Origin of the sequence: Streptomyces filamentosus (assembly GCF_014654895.1) — a bacterium.
Taxonomy (GTDB): Bacteria; Actinomycetota; Actinomycetes; order Streptomycetales; family Streptomycetaceae; genus Streptomyces; species Streptomyces filamentosus.
Genome location: NZ_BNBE01000001.1, coordinates 1,121,403 through 1,141,226, shown reverse-complemented (window position 1 = coordinate 1,141,226; position 19,824 = coordinate 1,121,403). Strand labels below are relative to the sequence as shown.

General features: G+C 72.9%; 17 protein-coding genes. 11 read left to right on the top strand and 6 right to left on the bottom strand.

The window, feature by feature from the left end; translation table 11 throughout:
• Positions 1-10 precede the first annotated feature (10 nt).
• From ureA to IE326_RS04880, 7 genes are all read left to right on the top strand, one after another.
• Positions 11-709 carry an urease subunit gamma gene (ureA, locus tag IE326_RS04910; protein ID WP_190040910.1) on the top strand — a complete coding sequence of 233 codons (699 nt, stop codon included), beginning with the start codon at positions 11-13 and terminating at the stop codon, positions 707-709.
• Positions 709-2,391: an urease subunit alpha gene (locus IE326_RS04905; protein ID WP_150231935.1), complete on the top strand. Its 1,683-nt coding sequence runs from the start codon at positions 709-711 to the stop codon at positions 2,389-2,391. Before ureA ends, IE326_RS04905 begins: the two co-directional genes overlap by 1 nt.
• A gap of 9 nt (positions 2,392-2,400) precedes the next feature.
• Positions 2,401-3,420 carry an agmatine deiminase family protein gene (locus IE326_RS04900; protein ID WP_190040909.1) on the top strand — a complete coding sequence of 340 codons (1,020 nt, stop codon included), beginning with the start codon at positions 2,401-2,403 and terminating at the stop codon, positions 3,418-3,420.
• 93 nt (positions 3,421-3,513) lie between these two features.
• Positions 3,514-4,059, top strand: coding sequence for a TetR/AcrR family transcriptional regulator (locus IE326_RS04895; RefSeq protein ID WP_190042151.1), 546 nt, complete (start codon positions 3,514-3,516; stop codon positions 4,057-4,059).
• Between the two features lie 75 nt (positions 4,060-4,134).
• Positions 4,135-5,472: an MFS transporter gene (locus tag IE326_RS04890; protein ID WP_190040908.1), complete on the top strand. Its 1,338-nt coding sequence runs from the start codon at positions 4,135-4,137 to the stop codon at positions 5,470-5,472.
• A gap of 282 nt (positions 5,473-5,754) precedes the next feature.
• Positions 5,755-7,386: a citramalate synthase gene (gene cimA / locus IE326_RS04885; RefSeq protein WP_150231942.1), complete on the top strand. Its 1,632-nt coding sequence runs from the start codon at positions 5,755-5,757 to the stop codon at positions 7,384-7,386.
• A gap of 94 nt (positions 7,387-7,480) precedes the next feature.
• Complete coding sequence (locus IE326_RS04880) at positions 7,481-8,845, top strand: hypothetical protein (protein ID WP_170313877.1); 1,365 nt, start codon at positions 7,481-7,483, stop codon at positions 8,843-8,845.
• 72 nt (positions 8,846-8,917) lie between these two features.
• Here the strand turns inward: IE326_RS04880 and dnaN are convergent, their stop codons facing one another.
• Positions 8,918-10,027, bottom strand: coding sequence for a DNA polymerase III subunit beta (dnaN, locus tag IE326_RS04875; protein ID WP_190040907.1), 1,110 nt, complete (start codon positions 10,025-10,027; stop codon positions 8,918-8,920).
• 85 nt (positions 10,028-10,112) lie between these two features.
• Here dnaN and IE326_RS04870 point away from each other — a divergent pair, with 85 nt between their 5' ends.
• The gene (locus IE326_RS04870; protein ID WP_229915203.1) at positions 10,113-11,291 is read left to right on the top strand and encodes a serine hydrolase domain-containing protein; all 1,179 of its coding nucleotides are present in this window, start codon (positions 10,113-10,115) and stop codon (positions 11,289-11,291) included.
• A 188-nt stretch (positions 11,292-11,479) separates the two neighbouring features.
• On the opposite strand, the gene IE326_RS04865 is transcribed toward IE326_RS04870, so the two are convergent.
• Positions 11,480-12,091, bottom strand: a complete 612-nt coding sequence (locus IE326_RS04865) for a YceI family protein (protein ID WP_190040906.1) — start codon at positions 12,089-12,091, stop codon at positions 11,480-11,482.
• Positions 12,092-12,327: 236 nt separating this feature from the next.
• Between IE326_RS04865 and IE326_RS04860 the strand changes: the two genes are divergently transcribed.
• The 3 genes from IE326_RS04860 to IE326_RS40520 all read left to right on the top strand — a co-directional run bounded on the left by IE326_RS04860 (position 12,328) and on the right by IE326_RS40520 (position 14,856).
• Positions 12,328-12,837 carry a hypothetical protein gene (locus IE326_RS04860; protein WP_150231948.1) on the top strand — a complete coding sequence of 170 codons (510 nt, stop codon included), beginning with the start codon at positions 12,328-12,330 and terminating at the stop codon, positions 12,835-12,837.
• A gap of 206 nt (positions 12,838-13,043) precedes the next feature.
• The gene (locus IE326_RS04855) at positions 13,044-14,627 is read left to right on the top strand and encodes an acyl-CoA carboxylase subunit beta (RefSeq protein WP_150231950.1); all 1,584 of its coding nucleotides are present in this window, start codon (positions 13,044-13,046) and stop codon (positions 14,625-14,627) included.
• Positions 14,628-14,652: 25 nt separating this feature from the next.
• On the top strand, positions 14,653-14,856 hold the full coding sequence (locus IE326_RS40520) for an acyl-CoA carboxylase subunit epsilon (protein WP_229915202.1): 204 nt from the start codon (positions 14,653-14,655) through the stop codon (positions 14,854-14,856).
• Between the two features lie 90 nt (positions 14,857-14,946).
• Here IE326_RS40520 and IE326_RS04845 read toward each other — a convergent pair whose 3' ends face one another.
• From IE326_RS04845 to IE326_RS04830, 4 genes are all read right to left on the bottom strand, one after another.
• Positions 14,947-15,528, bottom strand: a complete 582-nt coding sequence (locus IE326_RS04845) for a GTP-binding protein (protein ID WP_150231954.1) — start codon at positions 15,526-15,528, stop codon at positions 14,947-14,949.
• Complete coding sequence (locus IE326_RS04840; protein ID WP_150231956.1) at positions 15,509-16,042, bottom strand: DUF742 domain-containing protein; 534 nt, start codon at positions 16,040-16,042, stop codon at positions 15,509-15,511. The genes IE326_RS04845 and IE326_RS04840 overlap by 20 nt, the downstream gene beginning before the upstream one ends.
• Positions 16,043-16,135: 93 nt before the next feature.
• The gene (locus IE326_RS04835; protein ID WP_030496939.1) at positions 16,136-16,549 is read right to left on the bottom strand and encodes a roadblock/LC7 domain-containing protein; all 414 of its coding nucleotides are present in this window, start codon (positions 16,547-16,549) and stop codon (positions 16,136-16,138) included.
• A gap of 10 nt (positions 16,550-16,559) precedes the next feature.
• Positions 16,560-19,802 (bottom strand): sensor histidine kinase, encoded by a 3,243-nt coding sequence (locus tag IE326_RS04830; RefSeq protein WP_190040904.1) that lies wholly within the window; start codon positions 19,800-19,802, stop codon positions 16,560-16,562.
• Between the last annotated feature and the right edge of the window lie 22 nt (positions 19,803-19,824).

The following is a 19,824-nucleotide window of genomic DNA, read 5'->3' as shown; positions in this document are numbered from 1 at the left end:
GGTGCACGACGTGCGACTGACCCCCACCGAGCGCGACCGGCTGCTGCTCTTCGGCGCCGCCGAACTCGCCCGGGCCCGCCGGGCCCGCGGACTGCGGCTCAACGTCCCCGAGGCGACCGCGCTCGTCGCCGACACCGTCTGCGAGGCGGCCCGCGACGGCCGGCGGCTCGCCGAGGCCATCGAGGCGGCCCGCTCCGTCCTCGGCCCCGACGACGTGCTGCCCGGCGTCGCCGACGTGGTGACCGAGGTCCACGTCGAGGCCGTCTTCGACGACGGCTCCCGGCTCGCCGTCGTCACCGACCCGATCGGCGGCGGCTCGCTCGGCGTGGACGCCCCCGGCGCGCTGCGCCCCGGCCCCGGCCACCCCGCGCAGGAGCCCGCGCTCACCCTCCCCGTGCACAACACCGCCACGGTCCCGGTCAGCGTCACCTCCCACTTCCACTTCTTCGAGGCCAACCCGCGCCTCGACTTCGACCGCGCCGCCGCCTACGGCATGCGCCTGGCCATCCCGGCCGGCGCCTCCTTCCGCTTCGACCCCGGCGGCCGCGCCGAGGTCGGCCTCGTCCCCATCGGCGGCGCGCGCGTCGCCATCGGCTTCGCCGGACTCGTCGACGGGCCGCTGGACGCGCCCGGCGCGAAGGAGGAGGCGCTGCGCCGCGCGGCCGCCTGCGGCTACCTGGGAGTCCCGTCCGCCGAGGAGGAGCACTGATGGACCCGTACGAGTACGCCTCCGTGCACGGCCCCCGGGCCGGCGACCGCGTGGTCCTCGGCGACTCCGGACTCGTCGTCCGGGTCGAGGCCGACTCCCAGCGGCCCGGCGAGGAGTTCCTGGCCGGCTTCGGCAAGACCGCCCGCGACGGCCTCCACCTGAAGGCCGCCGCCGTCCGCGACACCTGCGACGTCGTCATCAGCAACGTCCTGCTGATCGACGCCGTCCAGGGCATCCGGAAGGTGTCCATCGGCATCCGCGAGGGCCGCATCCACGCCATCGGGCGGGCCGGCAACCCCGACACCCTCGACGGCGTCGACGTCGTCGTCGGCACCGGCACCACGATCGTCTCCGGCGAGGGCCTGATCGCCACCGCCGGGGCCGTCGACACCCACGTCCACCTGCTCTCGCCCCGGATCATGGAGGCCTCGCTCGCCTCCGGCGTCACCACGATCATCGGCCAGGAGTTCGGCCCCGTCTGGGGCGTCGGCGTCAACTCCCCGTGGGCGCTGAAGCACGCCTTCGGCGCCTTCGACGCCTGGCCGGTCAACATCGGCTTCCTCGCCCGGGGTTCCTCCTCCGACCCGGCTCCGCTCGTCGAGGCCCTCGCCGAGGGCGGGGCGTCCGGCTTCAAGGTCCACGAGGACATGGGCGCCCACACCCGGGCCCTGGACACCGCGCTGCGGGTCGCCGAGGAGCACGACGTCCAGGTCGCCCTCCACTCGGACGGCCTCAACGAGTGCCTCTCCGTCGAGGACACCCTCGCCGTCCTGGAGGGCCGTACGATCCACGCCTTCCACATCGAGGGCTGCGGCGGCGGACACGTCCCCAACGTCCTGAAGATGGCGGGCGTGCCGAACGTCATCGGCTCCTCCACCAACCCCACCCTGCCCTTCGGCCGCGACGCGGTGGCCGAGCACTACGGGATGATCGTCTCCGTCCACGACCTGAAGACCGACCTCCCCGGCGACGCCGCCATGGCGCGCGACCGGATCCGGGCCGGGACGATGGGCGCGGAGGACGTCCTGCACGACCTCGGCGCGATCGGGATCACCTCCTCCGACGCGCAGGGGATGGGAAGGGCCGGCGAGACCGTACGCCGGACCTTCGCCATGGCCGGGAAGATGAAGGCCGAGCTCGGGCCCCTGGAGGGCGACGGCGCGCACGACGACAACGCGCGCGTGCTGCGCTACCTGGCCAAGCTGACCATCAACCCGGCGATCGCCCACGGCCTCGCGCACGAGATCGGCTCCGTCGAGGTCGGCAAGATGGCCGACATCGTCCTGTGGCGGCCCGAGTTCTTCGGCGCCAAGCCCCAGATGGTGCTGAAGTCGGGCTTCCCCGCCTGGGGGGTCACCGGCGACCCCAACGCCGCCACCGACACCTGCGAACCGCTCGTCCTCGGACCGCTGTTCGGCGCCCACGGCATGGCCCCCGCCGACCTCTCCGTCGCCTTCGTCGCCCGCGCCGCCGTCGACCTCGGCGGCGACCGGCTGCCGACCCGCCGCCGCCGGGTGGCCGTGCGCGGCACCCGCGGCATCGGCCCCGCCGACCTCCTCCTCAACTCCCGCACCGGCGACGTCCAGGTCGACGACCGCACCGGCCTCGTCTCGCTCGACGGCGCCCCCATCCGCTCCGAGCCGGCCGAGTCCGTCTCCCTGAACCGCCTCTACTTCCTCTAGGACCCGCCCATGACCCCGTACCGCATGCCCGCCGAGTGGACCCCGCACGAGCGGACCTGGATGGCCTGGCCGAGCCCCAACCCCACCTTCACCGACGACGAGGAGCTGGCCGCGGCCCGCGCGGCCTGGGCCTCCGTCGCCCGCGCCGTCCGCCGCTTCGAGCCGGTGACGATGGTCGTCGCCCCCGGCGACGCGGAGGGCGCCCGCGCGCTGCTCGGCGAGGACGTCGAGCTGGTGGAGCGCGAGCTCGACGACGCCTGGATGCGGGACATCGGCCCCACCTTCGTCACCGACGGCACCTCCCTCGCCGCCGTGGACTGGGTGTTCAACGGCTGGGGCGCCCAGGACTGGGCCCGCTGGGAACACGACTCCAAGATCGCCCGCCACGTCGCGGACGCCGCCGGCGTCCCCGTCCTGTCCTCCCCGCTCGTCAACGAGGGCGGCGGCCTCCACGTCGACGGCGAGGGCACCGTCCTCCTCACCGACACCGTCCAGCTCGGCTCCGGCCGCAACCCCGGGTGGAGCCGCGAGGAGGTCGAGCGGGAGGTCCACGCCAGGCTCGGCACCACCAAGGCGATCTGGCTGCCGCACGGCCTCGCCGGCGACTATGGCCTGTACGGCACCCAGGGCCACGTCGACATCGTCGCCGCCTTCGCCCGCCCCGGCACCGTCCTCGTCCACGGCCAGCGGGACCCCCGCCACCCCGACCACGAGCGCTCCCGCGCCTACGTGGAGCTCCTCAGGGCGCAGACCGACGCCCAGGGCCGCCCCCTGGAGGTCATCGAGATCCCCGCCCCCACCGTCCTCACCGACGAGGAGGGCGACTGGGTCGACTACTCCTACATCAACCACTACCTCTGCAACGGCGCCGTGATCCTCTGCGCCTTCGACGACCCCCACGACGAGCTCGCCGCCGAGATCTTCCGCCGCCTCTTCCCCGACCGCGAGGTCGTCCTCGTCGACGCCCGGACGATCTTCGCGGCGGGCGGCGGCATCCACTGCATCACCCAGCAGCAGCCCGCGGTGTAGAACGTACGAGTGAGTCAGCGCAGCAGCCGGGACCCGGCACCCCGACGCCGGAACCAGCCCGCCCCGCCCCGGGAGGACGTCTTCGCGGCGGCCATGGACACCGTGGCCGAGCGGGGACTCGACGGGCTGACCATGGCCGGGCTCGGACGGCAGGTCGGCATGAGCAGCGGCCACCTCCTCTACTACTTCCGCACCAAGGACGAGCTGCTGCTCCAGACCCTGGAGTGGAGCGAGGGGCGGCTCGGCGCCGAGCGCGGGGCGCTGCTGTCCGCGCCCGGCAGCGCCCGGGACCGGCTCGACGGATACGTCGGGGTGTACGTGCCTGAGGGGCCGCGCGACCCCCACTGGACGCTCTGGCTGGAGGTCTGGAACCGCTCGCAGAGCGCCGACGAGGACGCCCGGGCCCGCCAGGCCGCCATCGAGCGGGCCTGGCACCGGGACCTCGTCGCGATCCTCGCCGAGGGCGTCTCGCGCGGCGAGTTCCGGCCCGTCGACCCGGACCGCTTCGCCACCCGTACGCGCGCGCTCCTCGACGGTTTCAGCGTGCACGTGGCGGTCGGCCTGCCCGGCACCGGGCGGAGCGAAGTCCTCGCGCAGGTGCGGGAGTTCCTCGACGAAACCCTGATGCCGCGAACGTAACGCACGCAAGTACTCCCGATCGTTGCCCCCTGCACCCTTGCCCGCCCCCGGCCGGGTCCGGCACGGTTCCGGGCCATGGGACGAGAGCACTGGAAGAAGATCTGGGTCGGCTCGGCCGGGAACATGGTCGAGTGGTTCGACTGGTTCGTGTACGCGAGCTTCGCGACCTACTTCGCCGGCGCCTTCTTCCCCGAGGGCGACGACACCGCCAAGCTCATGAACACCGCCGGCATCTTCGCCGTCGGCTTCTTCATGCGGCCGGTCGGCGGCTGGCTCCTCGGCCGGGTCGGCGACCGCAAGGGCCGCAAGGCCGCCCTCACCCTCACCGTCACCCTCATGTCGGCCTCCGCGCTGCTCATCGCGGTCGCCCCCACCTACGCCGTCGCCGGGTACGGCGGCGCCGCCGTCCTCCTCGTCGCCCGCCTCCTCCAGGGCCTCTCCGTCGGCGGCGAGTACGCGGCCAGCGCCACCTACCTCACCGAGGCCTCCGCCCCCGGCCGCCGGGGCCTCGCCTCCAGCTTCCAGTACGTCTCCATGACCGCCGGCCAGATCCTCGGCCTCGGCCTCCAGATCGTCCTCCAGCGGACCATGTCCGCCGAGACCCTGCACGGCTGGGGCTGGCGCATCCCCTTCGTCGTGGGCGCCCTCGGCGCCGCCGTCGTCTTCTACCTGCGACGGAACATGCTGGAGACCGAGGTGTACGAGGAGACCGCCGACGACGGCGTCGCGCGCGGCGACAAGGGCACCCTCAAGGCCCTGTGGGCCCACCGGCGCGAGGCCTTCCTCGTCGTCGCCCTCACCATGGGCGGCACGGTGGCCTACTACACGTACACCACCTACCTCACGAAGTACCTGTCCAACTCCGCCGGACTGCCCAAGCAGACCGCCACCCTGGTCTCCTTCTGCGCGCTGATCGTCTTCGCCTGCCTCCAGCCGCTCGCCGGCCGGCTCTCCGACCGGATCGGCCGCAGGCCGCTGCTCGTCACCTTCGCCGTCGGCTCCACGCTGCTCACCGTGCCGATCATGACGATGCTGAAGCACGCCGGGTCCTTCTGGCCCGCGCTCGGGCTCTCGCTCCTCGCCCTGCTCGTCGTCACCGGCTACACCTCCATCAACGCCTGCGTGAAGGCCGAGCTGTTCCCGACCGGCATCCGCGCCCTCGGCGTCGCCCTGCCCTACGCGATCGCCAACGCCCTCTTCGGCGGCACCGCCGAGTACGTCGCCCTGTGGTTCAAGGACTCCGGCGCCGAGTCCGGCTACTACTGGTACGTCGCCGGGTGCGCGGCCGTCTCCCTGGTCGTCTACCTCACCATGCGGGAGACCCGCGACATCGACCTCGGCCGGGTCGGCACCCCCGCGGGCGCCCCCGTGCCGCCCGCCCGGAAGGCCGACGCCCTGGATTCCGCATCGTGAGATCCCGGTCCGGGGGCGCGCGGGCCTGTGGCACACTGCGAACGTGCCTGCTCCCACGATGATTATCGGCAGCAGCGCGCCGGTCCGCAGTGACCACTGAACCGCGGCACGACCCCCGCGGCGGTGGACACCGTGCCCCAGACCCGCGCGCAGACCTCTCGCACCCGCGAGGGGTTTTTTCGTTTTCCGGCCCCACCCACGCCGGGAACGGACGGCGCGTGAGAATGGGGGCAAGTGGATCCATACCTTCCGGAGCCACATCCGACAGGAGCCAACACAGTCATGACCACCGAGAACGGCGAGAGCCCCCGTCCGGGCGCCGGCCCGGCCGACGACAGCTTCCACGTCTTCGACACGACGCTCCGCGACGGAGCCCAGCGTGAGGGCATCAACCTCACCGTCGCGGACAAGCTGACCATCGCCCGGCACCTCGACGAGTTCGGCGTCGGCTTCATCGAGGGCGGCTGGCCCGGGGCCAACCCGCGGGACACCGAGTTCTTCGCCCGCGCCCGCCAGGAGATCCACTTCCGGCACGCGCAGCTCGTCGCCTTCGGCGCCACCCGCCGGGCCGGCGGCACCGCCGCCGACGACCCCCAGGTCAAGGCACTCCTCGACTCCGGCGCCCCCGTCATCACCCTGGTGGCCAAGTCCCACGACCGGCACGTCGAGCTGGCCCTGCGCACCACCCTCGACGAGAACCTGGAGATGGTCCGCGACACCGTCTCCCACCTGGTCGCCCAGGGCCGCCGGGTCTTCGTCGACATGGAGCACTTCTTCGACGGCTACAAGGCCAACCCCGCCTACGCCAAGGCCGTGGTCGTCGCCGCGCACGAGGCCGGCGCCGACGTCGTCATCCTCTGCGACACCAACGGCGGCATGCTCCCCGCCCAGGTCCAGGCCGTCGTCGCCACCGTCCTCGCCGACACCGGCGCCCGGCTCGGCATCCACGCCCAGGACGACACCGGCTGCGCCGTCGCCAACACCCTCGCCGCCGTCGACGCCGGCGCCACCCACGTCCAGTGCACCGCCAACGGCTACGGCGAGCGGGTCGGCAACGCCAACCTCTTCCCCGTCGTCGCCGCCCTGGAGCTCAAGTACGGCAAGCGGGTGCTGCCCGACGGCGCCCTCGCCGAGATGACCCGCATCTCGCACGCCATCGCCGAGGTCGTCAACCTCACCCCCTCCACCCACCAGCCGTACGTCGGCGTCTCCGCCTTCGCCCACAAGGCGGGCCTGCACGCCTCCGCCATCAAGGTCGACCCCGACCTCTACCAGCACATCGACCCCGAGCTGGTCGGCAACACCATGCGGATGCTCGTCTCCGACATGGCCGGCCGCGCCTCCATCGAGCTCAAGGGCAAGGAGCTCGGCGTCGACCTCGGCGGCGACCGCGCGCTGGTCGCCCGGGTCGTCGAGCGGGTCAAGGAGCGCGAGCTCCAGGGCTACACGTACGAGGCTGCCGACGCCTCCTTCGAGCTGCTGCTGCGCGCCGAGGCCGAGGGCCGGGCCCGGCGCTACTTCCGCACCGAGTCCTGGCGGGCGATCACCGAGAACCGCCCCGACGGCACCCACGCCAACGAGGCCACGGTCAAGCTGTGGGCCAAGGGCGAGCGGATGCTCGCCACCGCCGAGGGCAACGGCCCGGTCAACGCCCTCGACCGCGCCCTGCGGGTCGCCCTGGAGCGGATCTACCCCCAGCTCGCCAAGTTCGAGCTGGTCGACTACAAGGTCCGCATCCTCGAAGGCCGCCACGGCACCGAGTCCACCACCCGCGTCCTCGTCACCACGAGCGACGGCAACGCCGAGTGGTCCACCGTCGGCGTCGGCGAGAACGTGATCGCCGCCTCCTGGCAGGCCGTCGAGGACGCCTTCACCTACGGTCTGCTGCGCGCCGGGGTCGACCCCGCCGAGTAGCGCCGCCGAGCAGCACCCGACGGGTGGCGTCCGCCGGATGGCATCCGTCCCGCCCTGGATGTCTGGTTCGGCATTGTTCGGGTAATTTCGAACCATGAGGACCAGGGCGCTACCGGCGGGGTCCGTCCTCGCCGGACTCACACTGCTGCTGCTCCTGGTCCTGGCCCCGTTCGCGGGCGCCAGGGCCACGGGCGTCCCCGACGCGGCCGCAGCCCTGAGACAGGGCCCGGTCTACGTCGACCCCGGTGCCGCGGACCGGCTCTCCCGGGCCGAGGCGGACGCCCTCGCCCGGAAGATCGAGGCCGCGGACAAGCCCCTCTTCGTCGCGGTGCTGCCGGAGGGCGCGCAGTACCCGCCGAAGGGGCTCGTCGAGAACCTGCGGGCCCAGACCGGCATCGCCGGGACGTACGCGGTCCGGCTCGGCGACCGGTTCGCCGCGAAGAGCGACGCCTCGGTGCTCTCGCCCGCCGCCACCGCGAACATGGCCGAGGCCGCCGACCGGCCCGGCGGCGACGCCGCCGCCGAACTGAACGCCTTCGCCGACCAGGCCCTCCCCGCGATGCGCGGCTCCGCGCCCGCCGCCTGGCCCGGCGGCGCCGAGGACTCCGGAGCCCCGGTCGCCGGCCTCGTCGTCCTCGGCGCGGTCGTGGTGGCCGGCGGCGCGGGCGCCTACGCGGTGGTGCGCGGGCGGCGCCGCCGCAAGGAGGCCGAGGAGCGGGCCGCCCTGGACCGGCTGCGGGTCGTCGTCGACGAGGACATCACCGCCTTCGGCGAGGAACTGGAACGGCTCGACTTCCACCCGGCCGAGGCCGGCGCCGACGAGCCGATGCGGGCCGACTACGAGCACGCCCTGGACTCCTACGACCGGGCGAAGTCCCTGATGGCCTCCGCCGCCCGGCCGCACGACGTCCGCGCGGTCACCCAGGCCCTGGAGGACGGCCGCTTCTCGCTCGCGGTGCTCGCCGCCCGCCGCGAGTCCCGTCCGCTGCCCGAGCGCCGGCCGCCGTGCTTCTTCGACCCGCGCCACGGCCCGGCCACCGCGGACCGCACCTGGACCCCGGCCGGCGGCGCCGCGCGCGAGGTCCCGGTCTGCGCCGCCGACGCGGCCCGCCTCGACGACGGCGAGGACCCGCGCGCCCGCACCGTCGAGACCGACTCCGGCCGCCGCCCCTACTGGGAGGCGGGTCCCGCCTACGGCCCCTGGGCGGGCGGCTACTTCGGCGGCGGCCTGCTGCCCGGCCTCCTCGTCGGCACGATGCTCGGCTCCGCCCTCTCCACCCCGGCGTACGCGGCCGAGTACGGCGGCCCCGACTTCCAGGGCGACGGCTCCGGCGACTTCGGGGGCCAGGACTTCGGCGGGAGCGACTTCGGGGACGGCGGGGGCTTCGGCGACGGCGGCGGCTTCGGCGGCGGGGACTTCGGCGGGGGCGGCGGCTTCGACGGCGGCGGGGGCTTCTGAGCCCGGCCCTTTCCGGTCTGTGCCTTTCCGCGGAAGCCCCCAGGAGGGTCCTCCCGCGGGGGCCGGCCGGGATCAGACCAGCGGCTTCACCGACATCAGCAGGTGGCGGTGGGCGTCGCCGTCGCCGTCGGCCAGCAGGGCGCGCTGGCCGGGGCCCAGCAGGTGGAGCCGTACCTCCGGGGCGGTGAAGGAGCCCAGGGCGTCCAGCAGATAGCCCGGGTTGAAGGCGACCGTCACGGGACCGGGGCCGTCGAGGGAGGCGGGGAGCGTCTGGGAGGCGACGTCGTCCTCGTACCCCGCCCCGAGCCGGACGGACGTCCCCTCGAAGGCCAGCTGGACCGGGCTGTCGCCCTCCGCGACCACCGCGACCCGCTTCACGGCCTCGACCAGCGCGGCCCGGCCGGTGACCGCGACCGCGTGGTCGCCGAGCGCGAAGAGCTTGTCGTGGCGGGGGAGCCGGCCGTCGAGGAGCCGGGCGGTGGTGCGCAGGCCGTCCCGCTCGAAGCCGATCGTGTGCGCGTCCAGGCCGATCCGGGCCCGGCCCGCGCCCGCGAGGGAGCGGGCGGCCTCGGCGAGCCGCCGCGCCGGGACGACCACGTCGGCGGGTCCGGCGCCGGCCGCGCCGGGGCCGGGGTGCCACTCCAGGGCGCGGACCGCGTAGCGGTAGCGGTCCGTGGCGGCCAGGGTCATCACCGGGCCGTCCAGCGCCAGCCGTATCCCGGTGAGGACCGGCAGCGCGTCGTCCCGCCCGGCCGCCGCCGCGACCTGCCCGACGGCCCGCGCGAAGGCGTCCCCGTCGACCTCGCCGAGGACCGGCGGCAGCGCCGGGGCGGCCGGGTGGGCGTCGAGCGGGAGCAGCGAGAGCCCGAAGCGGACCCCGTCCGAGGAGACGGAGAGCCGGGAGCCCTCCACGGCCAGCACGGTCCGTCCGCGCGGCAGCACCTTGCAGATGTCGAGCAGCCGCCGCCCGAGCACCAGCGCGCGGCCGGGCACCACGGTCTCGGCCTCGGCCTCCACCCGCGCGGACGCCTCGTGGTCGAGCCCGAAGACGCTCAGCCCGCCGCCCTCGCCCGCCTCCAGGAGCAGCCCGCCGAGCACGGGCATCGGCGAACGGACGGGCAGCACCCGCGCGGCCCACGCGACGGCGTCGGTCAACACGCCGCTGTCGATACGGATTTCCATGCGGCCGACGCTAGCCGCCGCCACTGACAACGGGCCGTGCGGCGGGAATCGGGAGGCCGCCCCGGTGGTTCGGGAGAGTGGTCACATGATCATCCGACGAAGGGGGAACGCGATGAACGAGGTCCACGGCACGGTGGAGCCCGGGTTCGAGCCGGTGCGGGAGGTGTTCGCGGGGATCGCGGCGGACGAGGCGCGCGACGGCGGCGCGCAGCTCGCCGTCCACCACCGGGGCCGGCTGGTGGTCGACCTCTGGGGCGGGGACGGCGTCGACGGCGACTCCCTGCTCGCCCTCTACTCCTCCGCCAAGGGCGTCACCTCCCTCGTCGTCGCCCTCCTCGTGCAGGAGGGAGTGCTCGACCTCGACCGGACGGTGGCCTCCTGGTGGCCGGAGTACGCGGCCGAGGGGAAGGGCGGGACCACCCTGCGCGGCCTGCTCGCGCACCGGTCCGGGTCGATCGGCGTCGACGGCGGGTTCACCCTCGAGGAGCTGGCCGACGACCGGGGGGTCGCGGCCCGGCTCGCCGTCCACCGCCCCTACTGGGAGCCGGACTCCGGCCACGGCTACCACGGCCTCACCTTCGGCGCCCTGGTCGGCGAGGTGGTCCTGCGCGCCACCGGCCGCACGGTCCAGGAGCACTACGAGGAGCGGCTGCGGGCACCGTACGGCCTCGACTACCACCTCGGCCTGCCCGAGGAGCTCGAAGCCCGCTTCGCCCCCGCCCTGCCGCTGCTCCCCACCCCGGAACAGCGGGCCTTCCTGGAGGCGAACCCCATCGCCCCCGACAGCCTCATGGCCACCGCCTTCGGGCTGACCTCCGAGCCCCCCGTCGACCTCCTGGAGTACGGGAACTCCCGCGCCGTGCACGCCGGTTCGCCGCTCTCCGGCGGCGGCGTCGGCACCGCGCGCGGCCTCTCCCGGCTGTACGCGGCGGCCGTCGGCGGACTCGACGGGCGGCCCCCGCTGCTCACCGCGGAGACGCTGGCCGAGTCCGCGCGGATCCACTCCAAGGGCACCGACCTGGTGACGGGCGAGGAGAACGCCTTCGGCCTCGGGCTCGTCCCGCTCGCCACCCTCTACCCCTCGCTGAGCCCGCTCGCCGTCGGCCACAGCGGCGCTCCCGGCACGCAGTCCTTCGCCGACCCCGCCACCGGCCTCGCCTACAGCTACACCCGCCGCCGCTTCGGCTTCATGTCCGGTCCCGGCGCGCCGGAGAACGTCCGCCTGGTCGAGGCGGTCGTCGCCGCGGCCCGCGCGCGGGGCTGAACCGCCCGGGAGGCGTCCGGGAGACGCCCGCCCGGTGCCCCGGAACGCCGAGCGCCCGCCGTCCGCAGGGATGCGGAGGGCGGGCGCGCTCGTGTTTCCGGGGTGCCGCCGGGAGGGCGGCGGACCTGACGGGGCCGGACGGGCCGTACGGATCGGTCGGGCCGGACGGATCCGGCGGGTCGGCCGGGTCAGGCGGCGTTCTTGATGGCGGAGATGTCGAAGTTCAGCTTGACCTTGTCGCTGACCATGACGCCGCCGGTCTCCAGGGCCGCGTTCCAGGTCAGGCCCCACTCGGAGCGGAGGATCTCGGCGGAGCCCTCGAAGCCGACGCGCTCGTTGCCGTACGGGTCGGTGGCGGAGCCGTTGAACTCCAGGTCGATGGAGAGCGGCTTGGTGACGTCCTTGATGGTGAGGTCGCCGATGATCCGGTAGGTGTCGCCGCCCAGGTGGGCCGCGCGGGTGGAGCGGAAGGTCATGAGGGGGAACTGCTCGGCGTCGAAGAAGTCGCCGCTGCGCAGGTGGTTGTCGCGGTCAGCGATGCCGGTGTCGATGGAGGCGATCTTGACGTCGATGGAGGCGGTGGAGGCGGCCGGGTCGCTGCCGTCGAGCTTCAGGGAGCCCTCGTGCTCGCCGAAGGAGCCGCGCACGTTGGTCACCATGGCGTGCCGGACGGTGAAGCCGATGCTGCTGTGGGCGGAGTCGATGGTGTAGTCGCCGGTCAGGGCGGCGAGGGCCGGGTCCACGGGGCGGGGGGTGGTGGTGACGGCGGTCGACGTGTTCTTGCGGCCGAAGATGCCCATGACGTGCTCCTTGTGCGGGGGGTTGTTGAACCTTCAACGAGAATGACTGTAACCCCATTCCGTTCAACTTTCAACATCTATGGACCGGGCCCTTCCGGACGGCCCCTCGCCCCGCCCCGACGCCCTCTGGCGGACGCGCGTAGAACTGCGGCATCATCCCCCTGCGCGACGAGCACGCCCGCACCACCTGCACCCCCGGCCATCCCCCCCGTCACGGTCACCAGCAGGAGGCCCCCGTGAAGCTCCGCCCCGTCCTCACCGCCCTGGCCCTCGTCCTCGGCGCCCTCTTCGCCCCCGGTTTCGGCGCCCTCACCGCCGCCGGCGAGGCCCACGCCGCCACCAAGATCAGCCACGCCACCGCGACCTCGATGTTCCGGAACTCCGGCATCACCTGGTCCTCCTCCGGCGGCTGCTCCGACCGCTACAACTCCACCTGCACCTCCTTCGAGCAGCTCAACCTCGCCACCGCCCAGGGCGCCCAGACCCTCAAGAGCGCCAGCGGCTGCGCCCTCAACATCACCGGCGGCACCGAGACCGGCCACGCGAGCGGCACCTACTCGCACTGGAACGGCTACAAGCTCGACTTCAGCAAGTACACGTGCCTCGGGAGCTACATCAAGAACACCTTCACCTACATCGGCCTGCGCGGGGACGGCGCTCCGCAGTGGCGCTCCGGTGCGGGTAACGTCTACGCCGACGAGGGCAACCACTGGGACGTGACCTTCTACAACTGCGGCGGCTGCTGAACGACGCCGCCCCCTCGGGCGCGGGCCCCCGTCACCACGGGCGCCCGCGCTTCCCTTTTGTGGGGACCCCATAACCAGAAGGGGCTCCTGGCTGTCGAGTCACCCTGAAGACCCCGCGCTTCTGTCCGTCCCCACCAGGAATCGACACGCGAGACTGTACGGAGTCGACGGCGGAGTTTCCGGGGTCGACTTCGTAGGGTCGGTACATGACCCTTGTCGACGAGATCCCGAGCGAGCCCACGGACGCACGTGGCCGCGTCGCCGAACTGCACGTCCTGCGCGAGCAGGCACTGGCCGGCCCCAGCGAGCGCGCGACCGAGGCCCAGCACGCTAAGGGCAAGCTGACCGCGCGCGAGCGCATCGAGCTGCTCCTCGACCCGGGTTCCTTCAACGAGGTCGAGCAGTTCCGCCGGCACCGCGCCCAGGGCTTCGGCCTGGAGGCCAAGAAGCCCTACACCGACGGCGTCGTCACCGGCTGGGGCACCGTCGAGGGCCGCACGGTCTTCGTCTACGCCCACGACTTCCGGATCTTCGGCGGCGCCCTCGGCGAGGCCCACGCCACCAAGATCCACAAGATCATGGACATGGCCATCGCGGCCGGTGCCCCGCTGGTCTCCCTGAACGACGGCGCCGGCGCCCGCATCCAGGAGGGCGTCTCCGCCCTCGCCGGCTACGGCGGCATCTTCCAGCGCAACACCCGGGCGTCCGGCGTCATCCCGCAGATCTCCGTGATGCTCGGCCCGTGCGCCGGCGGCGCGGCCTACAGCCCCGCCCTCACCGACTTCGTCTTCATGGTCCGCGAGACCTCGCAGATGTTCATCACCGGCCCGGACGTCGTCAAGGCGGTCACCGGCGAGGAGATCACCCAGAACGGCCTCGGCGGCGCCGACGTGCACGCCGAGACCTCCGGCGTCGCGCACTTCGCGTACGACGACGAGGAGACCTGCATCGCCGAGGTGCGCTACCTCCTGTCGATGCTCCCGCAGAACAACCGCGAGAACCCGCCGACCGTCGCCTCCGAGGACCCGGCCGACCGCCGCTCCGACGTCCTGCTCGACCTGGTGCCCGCCGACGGCAACCGCCCGTACGACATGCACAAGGTCATCGAGGAGCTCGTCGACGACGGCGACTTCCTGGAGATCCACGAGCGCTGGGCGCGCAACATCATCTGCGCGATGGCCCGCCTCGACGGCCAGGTCGTCGGCATCGTCGCCAACCAGCCGCAGTCCCTCGCCGGCGTCCTCGACATCGAGGCGTCCGAGAAGGCCGCCCGCTTCGTTCAGATGTGCGACGCCTTCAACATCCCGATCATCACCCTTCTGGACGTACCCGGCTTTCTGCCCGGCGTCGACCAGGAGCACGGTGGAATCATCCGCCACGGCGCGAAGCTCCTCTACGCCTACTGCAACGCGACCGTGCCCCGGATCTCGCTGATCCTGCGCAAGGCGTACGGCGGCGCCTACATCGTCATGGACTCCCAGTCCATCGGCGCCGACCTGACGTACGCCTGGCCGACCAACGAGATCGCGGTCATGGGCGCCGAGGGCGCCGCCAACGTGATCTTCCGCAAGCAGATCGCGGAGGCCGAGGACCCCGAGGCCATGCGCGCCCGCATGGTCAAGGAGTACAAGGCCGAGCTGATGCACCCGTACTACGCGGCCGAGCGCGGTCTCGTCGATGACGTCATCGACCCCGCCGACACCCGCCAGGTGCTCATCCGGTCCCTCGCCATGCTCCGTACCAAGCACGCCGACCTGCCGTCCCGCAAGCACGGCAACCCGCCTCAGTAAGACTCGGCAAAAGGAGTCCACCGAAGTGACCACGCCTGCCACAGCCAACCTTCTCCGCGTCGAGAAGGGCCACGCCGACCCCGAGGAGCTGGCCGCCATCACCGCGGTCCTGCTCGCCCGCGCCGCCTCGCAGCCCGAGCCGGCCGCCGCCCACCACGGCCGCACCTCCGCCGGCTGGCGCCGTCTGGAGCGCGAGGGCGGCTTCCGCGCCCCGCACAGCTGGCGCTGACGCCCCCGCCGGCACCGCACGGAAAGGCCCCCCGCTCCTCGAAGGAGCGGGGGGCCTTTCCGGTGTCTGCCGACGAGCCCGGCGGGACGGTTACCGCAGGCGGGCCATGAGGGCGTGCTCGACGAGGGTGATGAGCGCGCTCTTGGCGTCCGCGCGGTGACGGGCGTCGGTGGTGATGATCGGGGTGTCCGGACCGATCTGGAGGGCCTCGCGGACCTCGTCCGGCGTGTAGGGCTGGCTGCCGTCGAAGCCGTTGAGGGCGATGACGAAGGGCAGGCCCGAGTTCTCGAAGTAGTCGACGGCCGGGAAGCAGTCGGCGAGGCGCCGGGTGTCGACCAGGACGATGGCGCCGATGGCGCCGCGGACCAGGTCGTCCCACATGAACCAGAAGCGGTCCTGGCCGGGGGTGCCGAACAGGTACAGGATCAGGTCCTGGTCCAGCGTGATGCGGCCGAAGTCCATGGCGACGGTCGTCGTCGTCTTGTCGCCGGTGTGGGTGAGGTCGTCGATGCCCGCGGAAGCGGACGTCATGACGGCCTCGGTACGCAGCGGGTTGATCTCCGAGACGGCGCCGACGAACGTGGTCTTGCCCACGCCGAAGCCACCCGCCACCACGATCTTCGCGCTGGTGGTTGAACGGGCCGCGCCGCCGCTAGAGCTTGCGAAGTCCACTGAGCACCCTTTCGAGCAGTGTCACGTCTGGCTGACCGCCGGCGGCCTCGTCGCCGCCGGGCTGGTGAATGGCGACAAGTCCGGCCTCGGCCAGGTCGGCGACGAGGATCCGGGCAACGCCGAGGGGGATGGAGAGAAGGGCCGAGATCTCCGCGACCGACTTGATCTCGAAGCACAGCCGGCAGATCCGCTGGTGCTCGGGCAGCTGCCCCTGCAACCTGGACGGGTCGGCCGTGGTGCTGACCAGCGCCTCGATGGCGAGCTGGTAGCGCGGCCGGGTCCGGCCGCCGGTCATCGCGTACGGCCGCACGAGCGGGTTGTGCCCGCCCCCGCTCCCGCCCGCCGCACGCGGGACGGACGGCGGCTGGGGAGCCTGCGGAGCCCCGTAGGACTGGTGGACGCCCTGTCTGCTGGGTGCGGAGGGAAAGTTGTACCGGTTCTGCGCGGGGTCGCCGAGCGGCGCCTGATGCGCGTCGAAACCGTTGTAGGGGTTCGCCCCCGGGGGTGTTCCCACGTCTCCTCCTCCGACTGCCTCGCGGTCCATGTCCCTTGGAGCCGCGTCACCGCACCCTAACGGTGCGGTGACGTGAAACGCACTGTGTGTCTGTTAGTTGAGAAGACTTCCCTGGAGCTCCGCACGCAGGTCCGGGGTGAGGACGGAGCCCGCGCGGTCCACGAGGAGGGCCATCTCGTAGCCCACGAGACCGATGTCGGACTCGGGGTGGGCGAGGACGGCCAGCGAGGAGCCGTCCGAGACCGACATGATGAAGAGGAAGCCGCGCTCCATCTCCACCACGGTCTGGTTGACCGCGCCGCCCTCGAAGATCCGGGACGCGCCCGCGGTCAGCGAGGTCAGTCCGGAGGCGACCGCCGCCAGCTGGTCGGCACGGTCCCGGGGGAAGCCCTCGGACATGGCCAGCAGGAGACCGTCGGCGGAGACCACCACCGTGTGGGACACCCCGGGGGTGTTGTCCACGAAGTTGGTGATCAACCAGTTCAGATTCTGCGCCGCCTGGCTCATCGCGCTCACACTAACGCTCCTGGTTGTAGGTATTACCCGGGCCGAAGCCCGATCCGTTCGTGTCGGACCCCGCGGTGCGCCCCTGCTGGACGCCGCGGCGCAGGTTGCTCAACCTGCCCCGCACGTCCTCGGGTGCGCGGGAGACCTGGGGGCCGCCCTGCGGGGTCTGCTCCGCGGTGCCCTCGACCAGGTTGGCCTTGGGGACGCGCCGGGGGAGGCCGGACGGAGTGACCCCGCCCGCCTTCGGCTCGCGGAGCTTCTTGGCCTGCTCCCAGCGCTCGTCGTTGGCCGAGCGCCATTCCTCGGAGCCGTCGTTCTCGTTCTTCTCGTCCTGCCCCACCGGCGGCGCGGGCTGGGCCGGCGGCGCGGGCCGCTGCGCCTGGGGCGTCTGCGGGGCGACACCGCCGCGGCGCGGCAGACCGGCGTCGGTCAGTCCGCTGCCGGTGTCCGGCAGCGGGCTCGGAGCCGGAGCCGGACGGTCGAAGCCTACGCGCTCGGGGCCCTGTTCGGGAGCGGCCTGCGAAGATTCCGATTCCGGCCGGTAACCCTGGTCGAAAGCGCCCTGGTAGGAGCCCTGCTCCGGCCACTCGCCCTGGTGGGAACGGGTATCGAACGCCTGGTCGTATCCGGCGGGAGTCGTCTCCTGGGGAGCGTACGCGGCTTCCGCATACGCCTGCTGCGGGTACGCCCCGGTCTGCTGGTCGTACCCCTCGTAGCCCTGCTGCTGGGGGTAGCCGTAGCCGTCCTGCGGCTGCTGCTCGTAGCCCTGGGCGTACTCCTGGCCGTAGCCCTCGGGGTACTCCTGGCCCTGCGGCTGCTCGTACCCGGCGGCGTACTCCTGGCCGTAACCCTGCTCCTGGACGTACTCGGAGCCGTACTCCTGACCGGCCTGCGGCTCCTCGGCGGCGTAGGGCGCCTCTTCGCCGCCCTGCACCTGGGCCTCCAGGGCCGCCCGGCGCTCCTCGCGCATCAGCGAGCGGTTGACCGGGTCCAGCTGCTGGCCCTCGCCCTGCTGCTCGTAGCGCGAGTCGTCGAAGCCGAGCTCCGCCGCGGTCCGCATCGGGGCCGGGGCCTCGAAGCCGCCCTGCTGCTGCTGGTGCGGGATGATCTGGGAGACCGTGAAGTCGCCCTGGGCCGGCTGCTCGCCACCGCCACCGTGGGTGATCGCGTCCGGCAGCATGACCAGCGAGGTGGTGCCGGCCTGCTCGCCCGAGGGGCGGAGCTGGACCCGGATGCCGTGCCGGTCGGAGAGCCGGCCGACCACGAAGAGGCCCATGCGCTGGGAGACGGCCGCGTCCACGGTCGGCGGGTTCGCCAGCTTGTGGTTGATGTCCGCGAAGTCCTCGGCGGTGAGGCCGATGCCCTTGTCGTGGATCTCGACCATCACGCGGCCGTCGGGGAGACGGGTCGCGGTCACGCGGACCTTGGTCTGCGGGGAGGAGAACGTGGTGGCGTTCTCCAGGAGCTCGGCGAGCAGGTGCACGAGGTCGGTCACGGCCTGGCCGTGGATCTCGGCCTCCGGCACGCCCGCGATCTCGATGCGCTCGTACTGCTCCACCTCGGAGGAGGCGGCGCGGAGCACGTCGACCAGCGGAACCGGCTGGTCCCAGCGGCGGCCCGGCTCCTCGCCGGCGAGGACCAGGAGGTTCTCGCCGTTGCGGCGCATGCGGGTCGCGAGGTGGTCCAGCTTGAAGAGGTTCTCCAGCTGGTCCGGGTCGGCCTCGTTGTTCTCCAGGTCGGTGATGAGGGTCAGCTGGCCCTCGATCAGCGACTGGTTGCGGCGCGAGAGGTTGGTGAAGATCGCGTTGACGTTGCCGCGGAGCATGGCCTGCTCGGCGGCGAGCCGCACGGCCTCGCGGTGGACCTGGTCGAAGGCGCGGGCGACCTCGCCGATCTCGTCCTGCGAGTCGATCGGGATGGGCTGCACCCGGGTGTCGACCCGGCCCGGCTCGGTGCGGGAGAGCTGGTCGACCAGCATCGGCAGGCGCTGCTCGGCGATGCCGAAGGCCGCGGTGCGCAGCTCGCGCATCGAGCGGCTCATCTGCCGGGCCATCATCCCGGCGAGGACGAAGGCGGCGAGCAGGGCGACGACGACGACGGCGCCGATGACCCAGGCGTCGGTCTGGGCGTCGGAGGAGATCTCGGCGGCCTCGGCCACGGCCTTGTCGACGAGGCTCTTCTCGACCTCGCTGTAGCCGTCGAACTTGGCGGTGGCGATCGCCATCCAGGTCTCGGCGGTGATGCCCTTCGGCGCGAGCGCCTTGATCGCGTCCGCGTCCTCGGCGGAACCGATCCGGCCGGCGACGCCGGAGTAGACCGAGCCGTCCTTGCCCTTGGGCAGGGTGACGTCGGCGGCCCGCATCTGCTTCTCGCCCTCGGCGGCCTTGCCCGCCATGACCTTCTTCAGGCGCTCGACGTCCTCGGCGGTGCCACCGGAGTTGTACTCGCCGAGGGCGATCTGCTCCAGGTAGTTGTACGAGTTGAAGGCGACGGACTGCTGGGCGAAGACGTCGTCCTCGGCGCTGGGCCGGACGAGCAGCTGGGTGCCGATGGAGCGCTGGAGCGAACCGGCGGCCTGGGCCAGCTGGATCGCGTAGACGGTGCGGCCGTAGCTGGTGATGTTGCCGGTGCCCAGGCCGAGCTCGTTGGAGAACTCCATGAGGTAGTGCTGCACGCCGGTGTAGCCGAGCTGGGTGTTCACCGGGTCGAGCGCGGCCGTGTAGGCGGCCTTGCGGAGCGCCGCGAGCTTGGGCTCCTCGTTCTTGAACGCCTGGAGGCGCCGTTCGAGGCCCTGGCCCGAGGGCATGTTCCGGACGGCCTTGTCGAACTCGGCGCGGGCCGCGTCGGTGTTCGCGTACGCCCGGGTGATCTCCTCGCCGGCCCGGTCCTTGCCGGAGAGCAGCGGGACGGCCGTCAGGTCGCGCTCGTTCAGGAGGGCGGTGGAGTACTGCGAGGCGGCGCGCACGATGAGCGCGGTCTTCTCCGCGTCCTGCGCCTCCTGCCAGGTGTCGATGGCTCCCTTGACCTGGAAGCCGCCCATGACGAGGCCGACGAGCACGGGTATGAGGAGGATGGCGTTCAGCCGGGTGGGCACCCGCCAGTTGCGCGGGGACAGCTTGCTGGAGCTGCCCCGGGGAGCGGGGGCGGGCGGGGGAGTCACCGGTACGTCCGCGGGCGACACCGCGCTGCGCGACGGCGGGGTGAAGTTGCCCCGCGCCTCCTGCTCCGCGGAGCCATCCATGCTGCGCCTCACTCGACCAACAACCTCTCGGCGT

Excerpts from the sequence above, each read along its gene's own strand:
- IE326_RS04905 (WP_150231935.1), top strand. The coding sequence starts at position 709 with ATGGACCCGTACGAGTACGCCTCCGTGCACGGCCCCCGGGCCGGCGAC.
- IE326_RS04900 (WP_190040909.1), top strand. The coding sequence starts at position 2,401 with ATGACCCCGTACCGCATGCCCGCCGAGTGGACCCCGCACGAGCGGACC.
- IE326_RS04895 (WP_190042151.1), top strand. The coding sequence starts at position 3,514 with ATGGACACCGTGGCCGAGCGGGGACTCGACGGGCTGACCATGGCCGGG.
- IE326_RS04890 (WP_190040908.1), top strand. The coding sequence starts at position 4,135 with ATGGGACGAGAGCACTGGAAGAAGATCTGGGTCGGCTCGGCCGGGAAC.
- cimA (WP_150231942.1), top strand. The coding sequence starts at position 5,755 with ATGACCACCGAGAACGGCGAGAGCCCCCGTCCGGGCGCCGGCCCGGCC.
- IE326_RS04880 (WP_170313877.1), top strand. The coding sequence starts at position 7,481 with ATGAGGACCAGGGCGCTACCGGCGGGGTCCGTCCTCGCCGGACTCACA.
- dnaN (WP_190040907.1), bottom strand. The coding sequence starts at position 10,027 with ATGGAAATCCGTATCGACAGCGGCGTGTTGACCGACGCCGTCGCGTGG.
- IE326_RS04870 (WP_229915203.1), top strand. The coding sequence starts at position 10,113 with ATGATCATCCGACGAAGGGGGAACGCGATGAACGAGGTCCACGGCACG.
- IE326_RS04865 (WP_190040906.1), bottom strand. The coding sequence starts at position 12,091 with ATGGGCATCTTCGGCCGCAAGAACACGTCGACCGCCGTCACCACCACC.
- IE326_RS04855 (WP_150231950.1), top strand. The coding sequence starts at position 13,044 with ATGACCCTTGTCGACGAGATCCCGAGCGAGCCCACGGACGCACGTGGC.
- IE326_RS04835 (WP_030496939.1), bottom strand. The coding sequence starts at position 16,549 with ATGAGCCAGGCGGCGCAGAATCTGAACTGGTTGATCACCAACTTCGTG.